At 63.7% G+C, this 15,334-nt stretch carries 11 protein-coding genes and 1 pseudogene; 9 read left to right on the top strand and 3 right to left on the bottom strand.

Features of this window, described 5'->3' with window-relative positions; genetic code table 11:
- The first annotated feature begins 7 nt into the window (after nt 1–7).
- The 7 genes from ACE3UG_RS01445 (at nt 8) to ACE3UG_RS01475 (ending at nt 11,250) form a co-directional block, all read left to right on the top strand.
- Complete coding sequence (locus ACE3UG_RS01445) at nt 8–919, top strand: alpha/beta hydrolase (RefSeq protein ID WP_374618593.1); 912 nt, start codon at nt 8–10, stop codon at nt 917–919.
- 27 nt (nt 920–946) lie between these two features.
- Nucleotides 947–2,266, top strand: coding sequence for an efflux RND transporter periplasmic adaptor subunit (locus ACE3UG_RS01450; RefSeq protein ID WP_374618595.1), 1,320 nt, complete (start codon nt 947–949; stop codon nt 2,264–2,266).
- 64 nt (nt 2,267–2,330) lie between these two features.
- The gene (locus tag ACE3UG_RS01455; RefSeq protein ID WP_374618598.1) at nt 2,331–5,522 is read left to right on the top strand and encodes an efflux RND transporter permease subunit; all 3,192 of its coding nucleotides are present in this window, start codon (nt 2,331–2,333) and stop codon (nt 5,520–5,522) included.
- A gap of 12 nt (nt 5,523–5,534) precedes the next feature.
- Entirely contained in the window at nt 5,535–7,172 is a 1,638-nt protein-coding gene (locus tag ACE3UG_RS01460; RefSeq protein ID WP_374618601.1) for an efflux transporter outer membrane subunit, read from the top strand.
- Nucleotides 7,173–7,600: 428 nt separating this feature from the next.
- A complete protein-coding gene (locus ACE3UG_RS01465) occupies nt 7,601–8,068 on the top strand; it encodes an RcnB family protein (RefSeq protein WP_374618604.1) in 468 nt (155 codons plus the stop codon).
- Between the two features lie 794 nt (nt 8,069–8,862).
- Nucleotides 8,863–9,984, top strand: coding sequence for an HPP family protein (locus ACE3UG_RS01470; protein ID WP_374618607.1), 1,122 nt, complete (start codon nt 8,863–8,865; stop codon nt 9,982–9,984).
- A gap of 438 nt (nt 9,985–10,422) precedes the next feature.
- Complete coding sequence (locus ACE3UG_RS01475; RefSeq protein ID WP_374618609.1) at nt 10,423–11,250, top strand: hypothetical protein; 828 nt, start codon at nt 10,423–10,425, stop codon at nt 11,248–11,250.
- A 30-nt stretch (nt 11,251–11,280) separates the two neighbouring features.
- On the opposite strand, the gene map is transcribed toward ACE3UG_RS01475, so the two are convergent.
- Together map and ACE3UG_RS01485 are read right to left on the bottom strand one after the other, a co-directional pair.
- Complete coding sequence (gene map / locus ACE3UG_RS01480) at nt 11,281–12,111, bottom strand: type I methionyl aminopeptidase (protein WP_374618612.1); 831 nt, start codon at nt 12,109–12,111, stop codon at nt 11,281–11,283.
- On the bottom strand, nt 12,111–12,365 hold the full coding sequence (locus ACE3UG_RS01485; RefSeq protein ID WP_374618615.1) for a ParD-like family protein: 255 nt from the start codon (nt 12,363–12,365) through the stop codon (nt 12,111–12,113). Before ACE3UG_RS01485 ends, map begins: the two co-directional genes overlap by 1 nt.
- Nucleotides 12,366–12,679: 314 nt before the next feature.
- Between ACE3UG_RS01485 and ACE3UG_RS01490 the strand changes: the two genes are divergently transcribed.
- On the top strand, nt 12,680–13,906 hold the full coding sequence (locus tag ACE3UG_RS01490; RefSeq protein WP_374618618.1) for a glycosyltransferase family 87 protein: 1,227 nt from the start codon (nt 12,680–12,682) through the stop codon (nt 13,904–13,906).
- 62 nt (nt 13,907–13,968) lie between these two features.
- Here the strand turns inward: ACE3UG_RS01490 and ACE3UG_RS01495 are convergent.
- A pseudogene (locus ACE3UG_RS01495) lies at nt 13,969–14,202 on the bottom strand (transposase); the annotation flags it as partial.
- 195 nt (nt 14,203–14,397) lie between these two features.
- Here ACE3UG_RS01495 and ACE3UG_RS01500 point away from each other — a divergent pair.
- Entirely contained in the window at nt 14,398–15,042 is a 645-nt protein-coding gene (locus ACE3UG_RS01500; RefSeq protein ID WP_374618620.1) for an alanyl-tRNA editing protein, read from the top strand.
- The last annotated feature ends 292 nt before the right edge of the window (nt 15,043–15,334 follow it).

Raw genomic sequence — 15,334 nt, forward strand, 5'->3', positions numbered from 1 at the left:
AAGCCATATGTCTGCCAACGCCAAGCCGCCCGTGGGACGACCGGTCCAAACGTACCGCACCGACGACGGACTGCGCATCGAAGAGGTGATCATCACCGGTCATACCGGTCCTGTCACCTTGCGCCTGTACCGGCCGGCCGGTCCCGTCACTTCGGGCGTAGCCCACGCGCACGCCGGAGAGCCCGGTGTCGTGGTGCCGCTCGAAGCGCACCTGCCTGCGGTGCTGTACTTCCACGGCGGGGGGTTCTGCAAGGGCTCGCTCGACGATGGCGATGCCGCTGCCCGCTATCTTGCGTCGCACATCCCGGCGCTGGTCGTCTCGGTGGGCTACTCGCTCGCCCCGGACCACCCATTTCCCGCCGCGCCGGAAGACGCCTGGCGTGCTGCGCTCTGGGTGCAACGCCACGCCCGCCGCTATGGCGCCAGCCCGCGCCGCATGGCCGTGGCCGGCCACGACGCCGGTGGCAACATTGCCGCAGCCCTCACGATGATTGCGCGCGATCGCGGTGAAGTCGTCATCTCGGCGCAAGCGCTGCTCGCGCCGCTGCTCGACCCCAGCATGACGCGGCTCGCCGATGGGCGCACGCCCAGCGATATCGAAGCCAACGAGTGCGCCCGCTGCTATCGCGCCTACTTGCCGCATGCGACGCAGCGCCTGCATCCCTATGCCGCACCGCTCGAGTCGCGCCGTCTTGCGGGCCTGCCGCCCACGCTGATCGCTTCCGCCGAGCACGACCTGCTGCACGTCGAGGCCGAAAAGTACGCTGCCGAACTCATCGCGGCCGGCGTGCCGACGCAGGTCACGCGCCATCGCAGCGCTTCGCATCACGGCTTGGCCGCCCTGCCCGCCGCACTGCGCGAAGTGGCTGCATTCCTGACACGCCGGCTGGCGCCCCCTGCCACCCGCTCTGCCCATTGAGTCCATCCGATCCCGGAGATTTGAATAATGACCGCTCTCGCTCGCAAACCCCTCCTCATTGGCGCCGCCGTCACGGTGGCGCTCGTGGCGCTCGGCACACTCACCGTCGTGCGTGTCGACGCCAGCACGCCGCCCGCCGCACAAGTCATGCCGACGGTGGAAGTGGATGTGGCCAACGTCATCTCACGTACCGTCACCGACTGGCAGAGCTATTCCGGCCGGCTTGACGCCGTGGATCGCGTCGACATCAAGCCGCTCGTGTCGGGCACCATCACCGCCGTGCATTTCAGGGACGGCCAACTCGTGAAGAAGGGCGACGCCCTGTTCACGATCGATCCGCGTCCGTATGCGGCCGAGGTCGACCGCGCTGCCGCGCAACTCGCATCGGCGCAGGCGCGCGACGTCTTCACCAGTACCGACCTCGCACGCGCACAGCGCCTGATCGCGGATAACGCCATCGCCAAGAAAGATTTCGATCAGAAGGAAAACGCCGCCCGCGAAGCGGCCGCCAACGTAAAGGCCGCCCGCGCCGCGCTGGAAACCGCTCGCATCAACCTTGGCTATACGCAGATCGTGTCGCCGATTGCGGGTCGCGTCTCGCGCGCGGAAATTACGGTGGGCAACACGGTGTCGGCCGGCGCCCAGTCCCCGGCATTGACGACCGTGGTGTCGGTCTCACCGATCTATGCGGCGTTCGATGTCGACGAGCAGACGTATCTGCGCTATCTCTCACGCGATACCGGCAACCCGAGCGGCGTGCCTGTCGATCTGGGTCTCGCCAACGAGTCCGGTTACTCGCGCAAGGGTACGGTGTACTCGGTCGACAACCGCTTCGACACCACCTCGGGCACGATTCGCGTGCGCGCGCGCTTCGACAACGCCGACGGCGCGCTGGTGCCGGGCCTGTACGCCCGCATTCGCGTGGGCGGCGGCGAGCCGCACCCAGCGCTGCTCGTCGACGAAGCGGCCATCGGTACCGATCAGAGCAAGAAGTTCGTGCTCGTGGTCGACGCACAGAACAAGGTGCAGTACCGCGAAGTGCAGTTGGGTGAGCGCCACGGCGGCCTCGTCGAGATCGCCGGCGGTCTGAAGGATGGCGAGCGCATCGTGGTCAACGGTTTGCAGCGCGTACGTCCGGGCGATCCGGTCACGCCCAAGGCCGTGAAGATGGCCGGTGATACGGGCGACAACCCAGACATCACCACGCCCGCCATGGCCGCGAACGATGCACTCGCCACGCCAGCCAAACCCGCGACAGCCACCCGCGCCGCAAGCAAGGACAGCGCAAGCGTCACGCCCGCCACGACCCAGTCGGTCGCGGCGGCCGCAAAGGCGACGCGTTCGTGAAATGCGTCCAGGCACCTCTGAGCAATCACGCACTGCGCGCTGAACGACCCCCAAGAGTCTCGTCATGAACATATCAAAATTCTTTATCGACCGGCCCATCTTCGCGGGGGTACTTTCGGTCATCACGCTGCTGGCCGGCCTGATCGCCGTGTTCCAGTTGCCGATATCGGAGTACCCGGAAGTGGTCCCGCCGTCGGTCGTCGTGCACGCCCAATACCCTGGCGCCAATCCGAAGGTGATCGCCGAGACGGTCGCCGCACCGCTCGAAGAGCAGATCAATGGCGTGGAGAACATGCTGTACATGCAGTCGCAGGCGAACAGCGACGGCAACCTCACCACGACCGTGACGTTCCGGCTGGGCACCGACCCGGACAAGGCGCAACAGCTTGTGCAGAACCGCGTCTCGCAAGCCCTGCCGCGCCTGCCGGAAGACGTGCAGCGTCTTGGCGTGACGACGATCAAGTCCTCGCCAACGCTCACGATGGTGGTGCACCTGCTCTCGCCGAACCATCGCTACGACATGACCTACCTGCGCAACTATGCGCTCATCAACGTGAAGGATCGCCTCTCGCGCATCCAGGGCGTGGGTGAAGTGCAGTTGTGGGGGGCGGGTGACTACTCGATGCGTGTCTGGCTCGATCCGGCCAAGGTTGCGCAACGTGGCCTGACCGCCTCGGATGTCGTGAAGGCCATTCGCGAGCAGAACGTGCAGGTCGCCGCCGGGGTCATCGGCGCGGCGCCGGCCGGCCCGAACACGCCGTTGCAGCTCAACGTCAATGCGCGTGGCCGCCTGAACACGGAAGCGGAATTCCGCGACATCATCCTGAAATCGTCGCCGGACGGTGCCATCACGCATCTGGGCGATGTGGCCCGCGTTCAGCTCGACGCTTCGCAATACAGTCTGCGCTCGTTGCTCGACAATCAGCCGGCGGTGGCGCTTGCGATCAATCAGTCGCCCGGCGCGAACTCGTTGCAGATCTCGGACCAGGTCCGCGAAGCGATGGCCGACCTGCAAAAGGACATGCCCCCGGGCGTCGAGTACCGCATCGTCTACGATCCGACGCAGTTCGTGCGTTCGTCGATCAAGGCGGTGGTGCACACGCTGCTCGAAGCCATCGCCCTTGTGGTTCTGGTGGTGATCGTGTTCCTGCAGACATGGCGTGCGTCGATCATTCCGCTGCTCGCCGTGCCGGTGTCGATTGTGGGCACTTTTGCCCTGCTGCTCGGCTTTGGCTATTCGATCAACGCGTTGTCGCTGTTCGGGATGGTGCTGGCCATCGGTATCGTGGTCGACGATGCCATCGTGGTGGTCGAGAACGTGGAACGGAACATCGCGGCCGGCCTCTCGCCCAAGGAGGCGACCTATCAGGCCATGCGGGAAGTGAGCGGTCCGATCATTGCGATTGCGCTCACGTTGGTCGCGGTGTTCGTACCGCTCGCCTTCATGTCCGGTCTGACGGGGCAGTTCTACAAGCAGTTCGCCATGACCATCGCCATCTCGACGGTGATCTCGGCGTTCAACTCGCTCACGCTGTCGCCGGCCATGGCCGCCCTGCTGCTCAAGGACCATCACGCCAAGCCGGATTGGCTCTCGCGTCAGATGAACCGTTATCTGGGCGGCTTCTTTGCCGCGTTCAACCGTGTGTTCCAGCGCGGATCGGAAAAGTACGGTCACGGCGTGACCCGTGTAGTCGGCCGCAAGGCGCTCATGATGGCGATCTTCGCGGTGCTGCTTGGCGCCACGATTTTGCTGAGCAAGGTGGTGCCGGGCGGTTTCGTGCCGGCGCAGGACAAGGAGTATCTGGTTGCGTTCGCGCAGTTGCCTAACGGCGCGTCGCTCGACCGCACCGAGAAAGTGATTCGCGACATGACGGATATCGCCCTGAAGACGCCGGGCGTGCAGAGCGCTGTGGCCTTTCCGGGTCTGTCGGTCAATGGGTTCACCAACTCGTCGTCGGCGGGCATCGTGTTCGTCACGCTCAAGCCGTTCGCCGAGCGTCACGCCAAGACGCTCTCGGCGGCGGCCATCGCTGGGCAGCTCAACGGTGCGTACTCGAAGATGAAGGATTCGTTCATCGCGGTGTTCCCGCCGCCGCCGGTGCTGGGTCTGGGCACGCTCGGCGGCTTCAAGTTGCAAATTGAAGATCGCGGTGCGCTTGGCTATGCAGCCCTGAACGACGCCACGCAAGCGTTCATCAAGAAGGCGTCGCAGACGAAGGAACTGGGCCCGACATTCTCGTCGTACCAGATCAACGTGCCGCAACTGAACGTGGATCTCGACCGCGTGAAGGCGAAGCAGCTTGGCGTGCCGATCACCGACGTGTTCGACACCATGCAGATCTACCTCGGCTCGCTCTACGTGAACGACTTCAACAAATTCGGCCGCGTGTACCAGGTGCGTGTACAGGCCGATGCGCCGTTCCGCGCGCATGCGGAAGACATCGGTCTGCTCAAGACCCGCAACAGCAATGGCGAGATGGTGCCGCTCTCGTCGCTGGTGAAGGTGTCGCCGACGTATGGCCCGGAAATGGTGGTGCGCTACAACGGCTACACCGCGGCCGACGTCAACGGTGGACCGGCTCCCGGTTACTCGTCGGGTCAGGCGCAGGCCGCCGTGGAGCGCATTGCCGCCGAGACGCTGCCGCGCGGCGTGAAGTTCGAATGGACGGACCTGACTTATCAGCAGATTCTCGCGGGCAACTCGGCGCTGTGGGTCTTCCCGATCTCGGTGCTGCTGGTGTTCCTGGTCCTTGCTGCGCAGTACGAAAGCCTGACGCTGCCGCTCGCCGTCATCATGATCGTGCCGATGAGCATTCTGTCCGCGCTGTTCGGCGTATGGCTGACGGGTGGGGATAACAACATCTTCACGCAGATCGGTCTGATGGTGCTGGTGGGGCTGTCCGCGAAAAACGCGATCCTGATCGTGGAGTTCGCACGAGAGCTTGAAATGCAGGGCCGCAGTACCGTGGCCGCCGCGATCGAGGCGAGCCGCCTGCGCCTGCGTCCGATTCTGATGACGTCGATCGCGTTCATCATGGGCGTGGTGCCGCTGGTGACGTCGACCGGCGCCGGTTCGGAAATGCGCCACGCGATGGGGGTGGCCGTGTTCTTCGGCATGATCGGCGTGACCGGTTTCGGTCTGATGATGACGCCGGTGTTCTATGTGCTGCTGCGCACGCTCGCCGGGAAGAAGCCGCTACATAGCGCCCACGCGTCGACCATGCCCGCCAACGTCAAGGCCGAAGCCGAAGTCTGAAGGATGCCAATCATGCAATTGCAATGGATCAAACGCAGTCTGGGCGTCTCGAGCTTGCTCGGCGCTCTGCTGGTGACGGCGGGCTGCTCGATGGCCCCCACTTACGAAGTGCCGAAGGTGAGCCTCTCGACGCAGGGCGGCACGCCCACGGCGTTCAAGGAAGCCGCGCTGCCTGCCGGCGAAGCCGGGACGTGGAAGCCCGCCGAGCCCGCCGAGGCGGTCGCACGCGGTCAATGGTGGAAGGTGTTCGGCGACGCCACGCTCGACAAGTTCGAGCAAGACGCGCTAAGCGCCAATCAGAATCTGAAGGCCGCGGCCGCGCGCGTGCTGGAAGCGCGTGGCGTTCAACGTCAGGCCCGCGCGGCGTTGTTCCCGACGCTCGATGCAGGGTTCGGGCCGTCGCGCCAGAAGATCTCGCCCGCCTCGCAAATGCAGCCGGATGGCACGAACATCGCGCCGTATACGCTGTGGCGTGCGCAAGCGAGCGTCGGCTATGAAGTCGATCTGTTCGGACGAGTCTCGGATAGCGTTGCGGCCGCCCGTGCGGACGCCGAGCAGAGCGAAGCGCTTTACCGCTCGGTGCAACTCGCGCTGCAAGCCGATGTCGCGCAGAACTATTTCAACCTGCGCGAACTCGATGGCGAACAGGCGCTGTATGCGCAAACGGTGAAGTTGCGCGAAGAAGCGCTCAAGCTGGTACAGCGACGCTTTGCCGAAGGCGATATCGGCGAGCTGGACGTGGCGCGCGCCAAGGCCGAACTCGCAACGGCGCAATCCGATGCGCTGGCGGTGGCACGCCTGCGCGCGGCGTCCGAGCATAGTCTCGCGATTCTGCTCGGCAAGGCGCCTGCGGAGTTCACATTCTCACCCGCGCCGCTCGTGCCGGTCACGGTGCGAATCCCGGCGGGTCTGCCGTCCGCCCTGCTCGAGCGGCGCCCGGATATCGCGGCGGCCGAGCGTGCGATGGCTGCGGCGAACGCGCGCATCGGGGTCGCAAAGGCGGCATTCTTCCCGTCGCTCTCGCTCACCGGCTCGGGCGGCTTCGAAGCGGCCACGCTGGGCGACCTGTTCAACTGGTCGAGCCGCACCTTCCTGCTCGGCCCGGTCGTGGGCGGGCTGCTCTCGATGCCGATCTTCGATGGCGGCGCGCGCAGCGGCAATCTGTCGCGTGCCCGAGCGCTGTACGAAGAGGATGTCGCGAACTATCGCCAGCAAGTGCTCGTGGCATTCCGGGAGGTCGAGGACAACCTGTCGAACCTGCGCCTGCTCGCAGAGCAAACGCAGGCACAGAACGACGCGGTAAAAGCGTCGAGTCGTGCCGCCCAGCTCTCGCGCATGCAATATCAGGAAGGCTCGATTGCCTATCTCGACGTGATCGATGCCGAGCGCACGGTGTTGCAGACGCAACGCAGTGCCGTTCAGCTCGCCGGGGCACAGGCCGTGTCGACCGTCAACCTGATCCGCGCGCTCGGCGGTGGCTGGGACCCTGCGCCCGTTGCGAACGCCCCTGGGACACCCCAAACGGCTAACGCGTCCATCGCCCCCAACGCGCCGGCCCACGCCACGCCGGCGGCCGGCATAAGCGGCATAAGCGGCACGAGCGGCACGAGCGGCACAAGCGGCACAGTCGGCGCCGCCGGCGCCACTTAACAGGCGGCCGTCCGAATCGGATTTGTGACAAGCGTGGCGGCCCGATACGCGGGGCGGGCCGCCACGCTGAATTGGACGCATCGAACCGGCGGCCGCACTCGTATCCCCCAAGACGAGTGGCGCGCCGATCTGCCCCCGACGTGCCTGGCGCGCCGCCGGTTTCGATGCACCTTGCTGCCTGTCGATACGTATCCGAAAGCGTTCTTCCCTGCGTCCCTGCTTGCCCGGCGCATGTCCCAAGTCAAACGACATTCGGCATGCCCGGGCGTTTTTTTGCACCGGGGTGGTAGGATGAGTGCACGGCTTTCGCTTCCATTCATGCTCGCCCGCGGTGCGAGTCGCGCGAATGCAAGGGCCGTCGCTGGCAAGTCATCTCGAATGCTTCCCCCGCGTTCGGTCCGTGGACTGTACGATAAGGAGTGCAAACAATGAAGATGCGCAAGACACTATCGCTTTGCCTGGCCGCCGGTCTGGCGGCATCCTCCGCCCTTGTCTTCGCTCAAGGCGGCCCACCACAGGGTGGTCCGGGTGGTGCTTACGGGCAACGCCCGGGCGGTCCAGGTCCACAGGGCCAACGCCCGGCGCGACCCCATGGTGGCCCTCCAGGTCATGCGCCTCAGCGTGGAGGGCCGAAAGGCTATCACGCAGGGCCACCCCCACGCGGCCAAGCCGGTCCGGGTCGGGGCGACGATTCCTGGCGGCACCCGGATTGGCGACGCGGCGATCGCGTGCCTCAGCAGTATCGAGACCGCCAGTACGTGGTCGACGACTATCGCCAATACCATCTGAACCCGCCGCCACGCGGTCATCACTGGGTGGGTGTCGGCGGTGACTTCCTGCTGGTCGTCAACAGTTCGGGCGTGATTGCGCAAATCGTGCTCGGCGGCGGGCGCTGACGGACGCCGATCGACGGTGAAATCCGTGAATTTCCGCTGACTTGCCAGCCATGCGGCAGGGCGCAATGCCCGGCCGCATGCCTTCCCGGTCCCGCCGCGCTCCACGCTTCGCTTGATTCCCCAGCGCCATCACGGCCTCCGCCACCACTACTCCCGCGACTCCCCCTGCCACCTCTGCGTTCCCAACCGCATCTACTCCCTCTCCCACTTCTCCCATCTCTCCCGCCGCTCCCGCCTCTCCTGCCTCTCCTGCCTCTCCTGCCTCTCCCGCCTCTCCTGCCTCTCCTGCCTCTCCTGCCTCTCCTGCCTCTCCCGCCTCTCCCGCCTCTCCCGCCTCTCCTGCCTCTCCTGCCTCTCCTGCCGCTCCTGCCTCTCCTGCCTCTCCTGCCTCTCCTGCCTCTCCTGCCTCTCCTGCCTCTCCTGCCTCTCCCGCCTCTCCTGCCTCTCCTGCCTCTCCTGCCTCTCTCACCTCTCTCACCTCTCTCACCTCGCTTACCTCGCTTGCCCCTGCTGCCCCTGCCGCCCCTGCACCCGTGCGTTTCCTACCGCTCCTGACCCCAGCGCGTCCTCTATAGGCCTGGTTTCCCTCACCAGCAAGGTTCACGCCTTTTGTGTCTCGTTTTCCTGAGTTTGGTGCACCGCTTCGATGTCTGTCGGGTCATACCGGTGATTTCGCTGCGCCGCACCACTAAAATCACGCGCTCATGCCCTCGCAATCCATCGATATACGATATACCATGCACAAAATATCAAGACGCCGCCCTAAACGGGTGCACACGGTGGAGCGGGACGACATGGCAATGACACGACGCGACGTAAGGGACTGGCTGGCAGGTTTTCTGCCTGCCGTGGTGGCCGTGCATTGGCGTGAGCGGCTTCGCGCCGGCTTTGGCGCGCTTTGCGGGATCGCGTTGACCGGTGGTCTGATGCTCTGGATGCTCGGCCCCGCGACCTACATACCGTGGCTGGTCGCCCCCATGGGCGCGTCGGCGGTTCTGCTGTTTGGCGTGCCGGCGAGTCCGCTCGCGCAACCTTGGTCGATTCTCGGCGGCAATCTCGTTGCCGCCGTCGTCGGCGTGACGTGTGCGACCTACATCCCCTCGCCGATCGTCGCGGCGGCCACGGCGGTTGGCGTCTCTATTGCTTTGATGTTTACGCTGAGATGCGTGCACCCGCCGTCGGGCGCCGTTGCACTGACGGCCGTACTCGGTGGCCCGGCCGTTCACGCGCTGGGCTACGGCTTCGTGTTCGAGCCGATTGCCGCCCAGTCGGTCGTGCTGCTCGGTGCCGCCATCGGTTATCACGCGCTGACCGGCCATCGTTATCCGCATGCCATGCGCGCGAAGGCCCCTGCGCGCCCGGTCAATGCCGCGGCCATACCGGTGACCACGGCCGACGCAGAGAAGGCCCTCGCCCGCCGTAGCGAACTGTTCGACATCTCTCCCGACGATCTGGCCAGCCTGCTGCGTGACACGCAGCGCGAAGCGTATGCGCGACGTGCGCGCGAGCTGACCTGTGCCGACGTCATGACCCCGCCGCTGGCGAAGGTTCAGGCACATGACGAAGCACCGGCCGCATGGCGGTTGTTACAGCGCCACGGGCTGGACGCGCTGCCGGTCGTCGATGGCGACGCGCGCGTGATCGGTGTGATAACGCGCCACGACCTTCACACGCGTCGCGCGCGCCGTCAGCATTGGCCGCGTTTCGGCGTTTCGATCGGCACGGGTCAGCGCCCGGCGGTTCGCGATGTCATGCAAGCTGAACTGAAGACGGCCACGGCCGGCATGCCGCTCTCCGAATTGGTGCCGTTGCTCACGGCACAACGGCACGGCACCCTGCCCGTGCTCGACGAGGCCGCACGGCTGGTCGGCGTAGTCACGCACGCTGCGGTACTGCGCAAGGTGATGGCCGCCTGAAGTGCCAACCGCCCGCGATGCGCATCGAGCCGCGCGGGCGCGAGACCTCCGGGTCCCGCCGCTCCTGGCCGCTCCCCGCAGATCGTCGGCGCGCTGCTCCGCTCAGCGTCTCTCGCCGCTTGCCGAGTCGCTCGCGTTTATTCCGCCGCTGCCGTCCCGCCACACCACGCTACACCCCGCTACACCCCGCCACATCTCGCCACACCCCACCCCCCCCACCCCGCGCCGCGCCACAGGCCGCCACGCCCCCTCTCGCCCCCTCTCGCCCCCTCTCGCCCCCTCTCGTCTCGTCTCGTCTCGAATTTGAGTCGACACCGCGCCCCTGTCCTTACGGCGCGTAATTGTCAGTCCTGAGCCGATCTGCAAGAATGGCGTCGTTGTAACGCTCCGACGCAGTACAGCTTCGATGAACGAAGCAAAATCCGCTCAAGGGAGAGCATGGAACCGATCACGTTCAAGCAATGTTTCAAGGGCGCATGGCGCGACGGCTTCAACGCGTTACGCCATCGTCCATGGTTATGTCTGACGATTGCCGTCGTCATACTCATCACGTCGGCGCTTAGCGTTTCGCTCAAGCAGCTCGCACTGACTGCGTCGCAGAGCGGCGAGCCGGCGATCTACCGGCTGCGCATCGCCCTCATGTCGTTCGGTGTCTTGATCGTGAATTGCGTGGCGTTTTCGGTGCTCGCCATCCACGTGTTCCGCCACACGATTCTCGGCCCGGAGACTGCGCGCCAAGGTCATTGGTATGGACGCGATCTCTGGCGCTATCTCTGGACTTCGATTCAGATTTTCGTCGGCTTTTTCGTAGTGTGGCTGATGGTTGCCTTCGCAGCGGCGCTAGCGCTTCGAGTGGCCGGGCATGGCAATTCCTACGCAGCGCTAGCCACACTACTCGCTCTGTCGGTGTGTGCGTTGTTCTTTGTGCTGATACGCGTTTCGCTTGTCTTCCCGCAGATTGCTGCCGGACGTAGCAAGCGTTGGCGCGCGGTTTGGCAGGACTCGCGCGGTCACTTCTGGGTGATGTTCGGCACAACGATTGCGGCGATCTTGCCGTTGATCGTTGCTGGCGTTGTCGTCACGGTCCTGTTTGCGATGTTGCTGCAAGTCTTGCCGGCGGCCACGACGGTGGTGCTCGGCACGCTGGTACTGCAGACGGTCTTGTCAGTCGCGTGGGTGGCGGTTGCGACGGCGGTCTCCGGATGGCTGTACCGTCGCTACGCCGATCGTCTGCTTGGGCTCGACGACGCACCGGACGACGTCTGAGGCGCGGACTCCGCGCCCCAGCGCATTGGATCAGGCAGCGTTTGCGGTGGTCGCGTTGACATCGAGCGTGCCGAAGCGGGCGTATTCTCCGAGGCCGTCTGGCCAATGCGTGAGGACCTCGAAGCCTGTGTCCGTCACTGCGACCATGTGCTCCCATTGGGCGGACAAGGAACGGTCGCGTGTAACGACTGTCCAGCCGTCCGCGAGTTGCTTGGTGTCCGGTTTGCCCACGTTGACCATCGGCTCGATGGTGAAGATCATTCCCGGGCGAAGCGTAAGCCCCGTGCCGGGACGTCCGTAATGCAACACTTGCGGGTCGTCGTGATACGTGGTGCCGATGCCGTGGCCGCAATAGTCGCGCACGATACTGAAGCCTTCGCGGTGCGCCACGGACTGGATCGCGTAACCGACGTCGCCGAGCGCTGCACCCGGGCGCACGGCGCGAATGCCCGCGAGCATCGCTTCGAAGGTCGTATCGACCAAACGTTTGGCGAGAATGCTCGGCTTGCCGGCGTAGTACATGCGGCTCGTGTCGCCATACCAGCCGTCCTTGATGAGCGCGACGTCGATGTTCACGATATCGCCGTCGTGCAGCTTCTTCTCACCGGGAATGCCGTGGCAGACGACGTGATTCACCGACGCACACACGGTTTTCGGATAGCCGTGATAACCGATATTGGCGGGGATCGCTTTCAGTTCGTCGACGATGAAGTCGTGACACAGGCGGTCGAGCGCATCGGTCGTGACGCCGGGCTTGACGTGTTCGCCAATCATCGCGAGCACCTGCGCGGCCAATTCGCCTGCGCGACGCGACAGGGCGATTTCTTCTTTGGATCGGATGACAACGCGTTCGCGCACCATTACGCCACCTTATTGAATACGGTGACGGGTGCACCGGTTGCTGGAGAAGCGACGACCTCGGCCTCAACGGCCCGGGCACCTTCGGAATCGATGAGCTTGCGGCAAATATCACCGTAGCTCAGCGTGGGATTGAGCTCGGCAAGCATGCCGACACGCAGCCAATGTTCGGCTTGCGCGTTGATCGATCGGCTGAGCGCGCCGCTGGTATTGCGCAGTGCCTCGTGCATCTGCTCCGATATCTTCACGATACCCATTTGCGAACCTCTATATACGTAATGACTACGAAACGTATATTACCAAACCGGCGCAGAGTTGTCTTCTCCCATTTGCAGAGCGAATCCCGCAAGTGGTTATTGCGGGTGGGCCAGAGAAATTGGCCTCAGGAGGCACGTAGCGGGATGGGGGGAGCGCGTGTGAAGGATATTGGGATATGGCGATTCCCGGGGGGCGGAGGCATTGCGTTAAGGCTTACCTGTGCCATTGGCTCGGCAACGCTCGGCCCGATTATCATGAGGCCGGGCAATGGGAGGCTGCGGCGGTCAGTGACCTCCTCCCGATATCCAACTAAATGCCTATGCAAAGTGCGAAGAGCGAGGTTGCCGGGGGTGCGCGCGAATTGAAGTCGCGTTGGCTCAATCGCGAGCGAATGGTGGTGTATGCGGCCGTGATTTTGGGGTGCCAGCTCTTTGTGCTGACGACATGGGCAGTGCGCTGGATGCTTCATGAGCCGGGCATGCCGCCGATGGGCGCGGACTTCAGGGTCTTCTGGAGTGCGTCGTACGTCACGTTGCACCAGACTGCCGTGGCTGCATTCGATCCGGTCGCGCTGGGCGCGGTGGAAGACAGGTTGTTCGCCGGATACTATGCGCCGTGGGTTTATCCACCGACATTCCAGTTGTTGGTTTATCCGCTTGCCTTACTTCCCTACGGCATTTCGTACGCTTGCTTTTGCGCTATCGGCATCGCCTGCCTACTGCGGGCGTGCGCGCCAGCGGTTGCGCGCGGCGCGTTGCCATGGGTCGCCGTTGTGGCGTTTCCGGGCATCTGGGTCGCTGTGGCGCACGGTCAGAATGCGCTGGTGACTGCTGCGCTGGCGGCGGGCGCGTTGGGGTTGCTTGAGCGACGTCCGTGGACAGCCGGCGTTTGTGCTGGAATGTTGGTGCTCAAACCACAGCTTGCTGTGCTCTTTCCCTTGCTATTCCTTTGCGGGCGGCACTTCCGTGCGTTGGCGGCAATGGGCGTAACGGCCGCGGTGTTCGCCGCGATCAGCACCTTGGTTTTTGGTGTGTCCCTCTGGGGCAGGTTCTTTGAAGCCGCATCGTGGTTCAACACGGTCGTTGTGAGCGGCGGCACCAGTGACGTTCTGAGGGCGATGCCGTCGGTGTTCGCGCTGGTCCGTCGCCTTGGCGGCGGTTTGCCGGTCGCTTATGTGGTGCATGCGGCAGTTGCGATACCGGTGGTTCTGATGACGCTGACGCTATGGGCGCGCGGCGCTCGCTTTGAAGTCCGGTCTGCTGCGGCGGTGATCGCCACGTTGCTGGTCCAGCCTTATGTTCTTTACTATGACCTGACGTGGTTGTTGTTGCCGATCGTCTATCTCTGTGGGGGACAGACGCGTTGGATCGCCTGGACGGGCGTAGAACGAGTTATCGTCGCGCTTGCCTGGTGGCTCCCGCTGCTATCGATGTTGCCGACGTTCTTTCCGTCGGTATTGCAACCGGGCGTCGTCGTGTTGCCCGCCCTGTTCGTTGTCGTGGTCGCGACGAATTTCCGGACGTTGCCGCAGCGGTTGTAGATTGGCGTGCGGGCGCGGCGGGGGGAGGTATTCGGACTTCTGTGTGTGAGGTGGGTTGAGACTCACAGCCCGATGTTGAATCGCTCGGGGTAAAGCAGAGCGAACTGGGTCATCGCGCTTTTCCGATCATGTCGAGAACCAGTCCATTTGGCAATGACGTTACGCAGCGCCGGCCAGATGAGCTTGAGCGCGGCTTCGTGACTCGGGAAGTGGGCGCGCGCCTTGATGATCTTGCGTAGCTGCATGTGCAGCGACTCAATGGAATTTGTCGTGTAAATGATCTTTCGGATGTCCGGCGTGAGTTGACCACTACAAATCACTTCGACGGCAAAAGCGGCGCCTCGTGATTTTGCAGATTTCCAGTCGGGAGAACACCGGGCAGGTGTTGTTGCAATGAGGCGCGGACGCCGATCGCAAGATCGTACAAGCCACTCAAGTTCGGCTCGATTACCCTATGAACCTTGTCAAGAAAGAACAGGGCTGGTCAACTCGTGACGCGAAAAATATTCTGGGACGAACCATATAAAACAACGCTGGATACCATTGTCAGTCGAGTCGACGGTGCGCAAGTGCAGGTCGAGTCGACGATATTTTTTGCGTTCTCTGGCGGCCAAGAAAGCGATTACGGCTCACTTGGCGGATATCCGGTTATCAAGGCCGAAAAGCTCGGTCTGGAAATCGTTTATACGTTGCCGCACGACCATTCGCTACGCGTGGGGGACAGCGCTACATGGCGAATTGATTGGGAGCGGCGCTATCGTCTGATGCGCCTGCACTTTGCCGCAGAAATGGTCTTGCAGTTGGTATATCGGCTGTGCCCGGGCATCGAGCGCATCGGCGCCCACATCGCACAAGATAAGGCGCGCATCGATTTCGCGAGCGATGTCAGCCTGGCGCCGTTGTTTCCCGAGATCGAATTAGAGGCAGCAAATTTGACGACGCGCAACCTCCCTATCCTCACCGATTTCAGTAACGTCCAAACAGAGCGAAGATACTGGAAAGTTGAGGGCTTTGCGATGATGGCATGTGGAGGCACGCATCCAAAATCGACTCGCGAGATTGGCGCGGTGAAACTCAAACGCAAAAATACGGGGCGAGGGAAGGAGCGCATTGAGATCACGCTCGTGGAAGCCTAGTATTTGGCGGCTGAATCGCCCCGGATTTGAACTGAGGTTCGTGCCGGAATTGGGGAAAACGAAATCATGGTTCACCCTACGGCCCGGCGGTCGGTCCAGTCAGGCTGCAACTGACTGGACATCTTCGACACTCAATGGGCGCGCTTCGCTGCGCTTGGAATTAGCTGTAGAAGTTCAGACTTGATCTGACAGTAAGGCCTTGCCAAGAGGCGGGGTTACCCGTTTTGATAGAGGTGCGAATCTTCATCAAAACAGCGCGCAAGCGCCAAGGAGTAACCCCGTGAGTAGTCTC

This window comes from Pandoraea sp., from assembly GCF_041919235.1.
GTDB lineage: Bacteria > Pseudomonadota > Gammaproteobacteria > Burkholderiales > Burkholderiaceae > Pandoraea.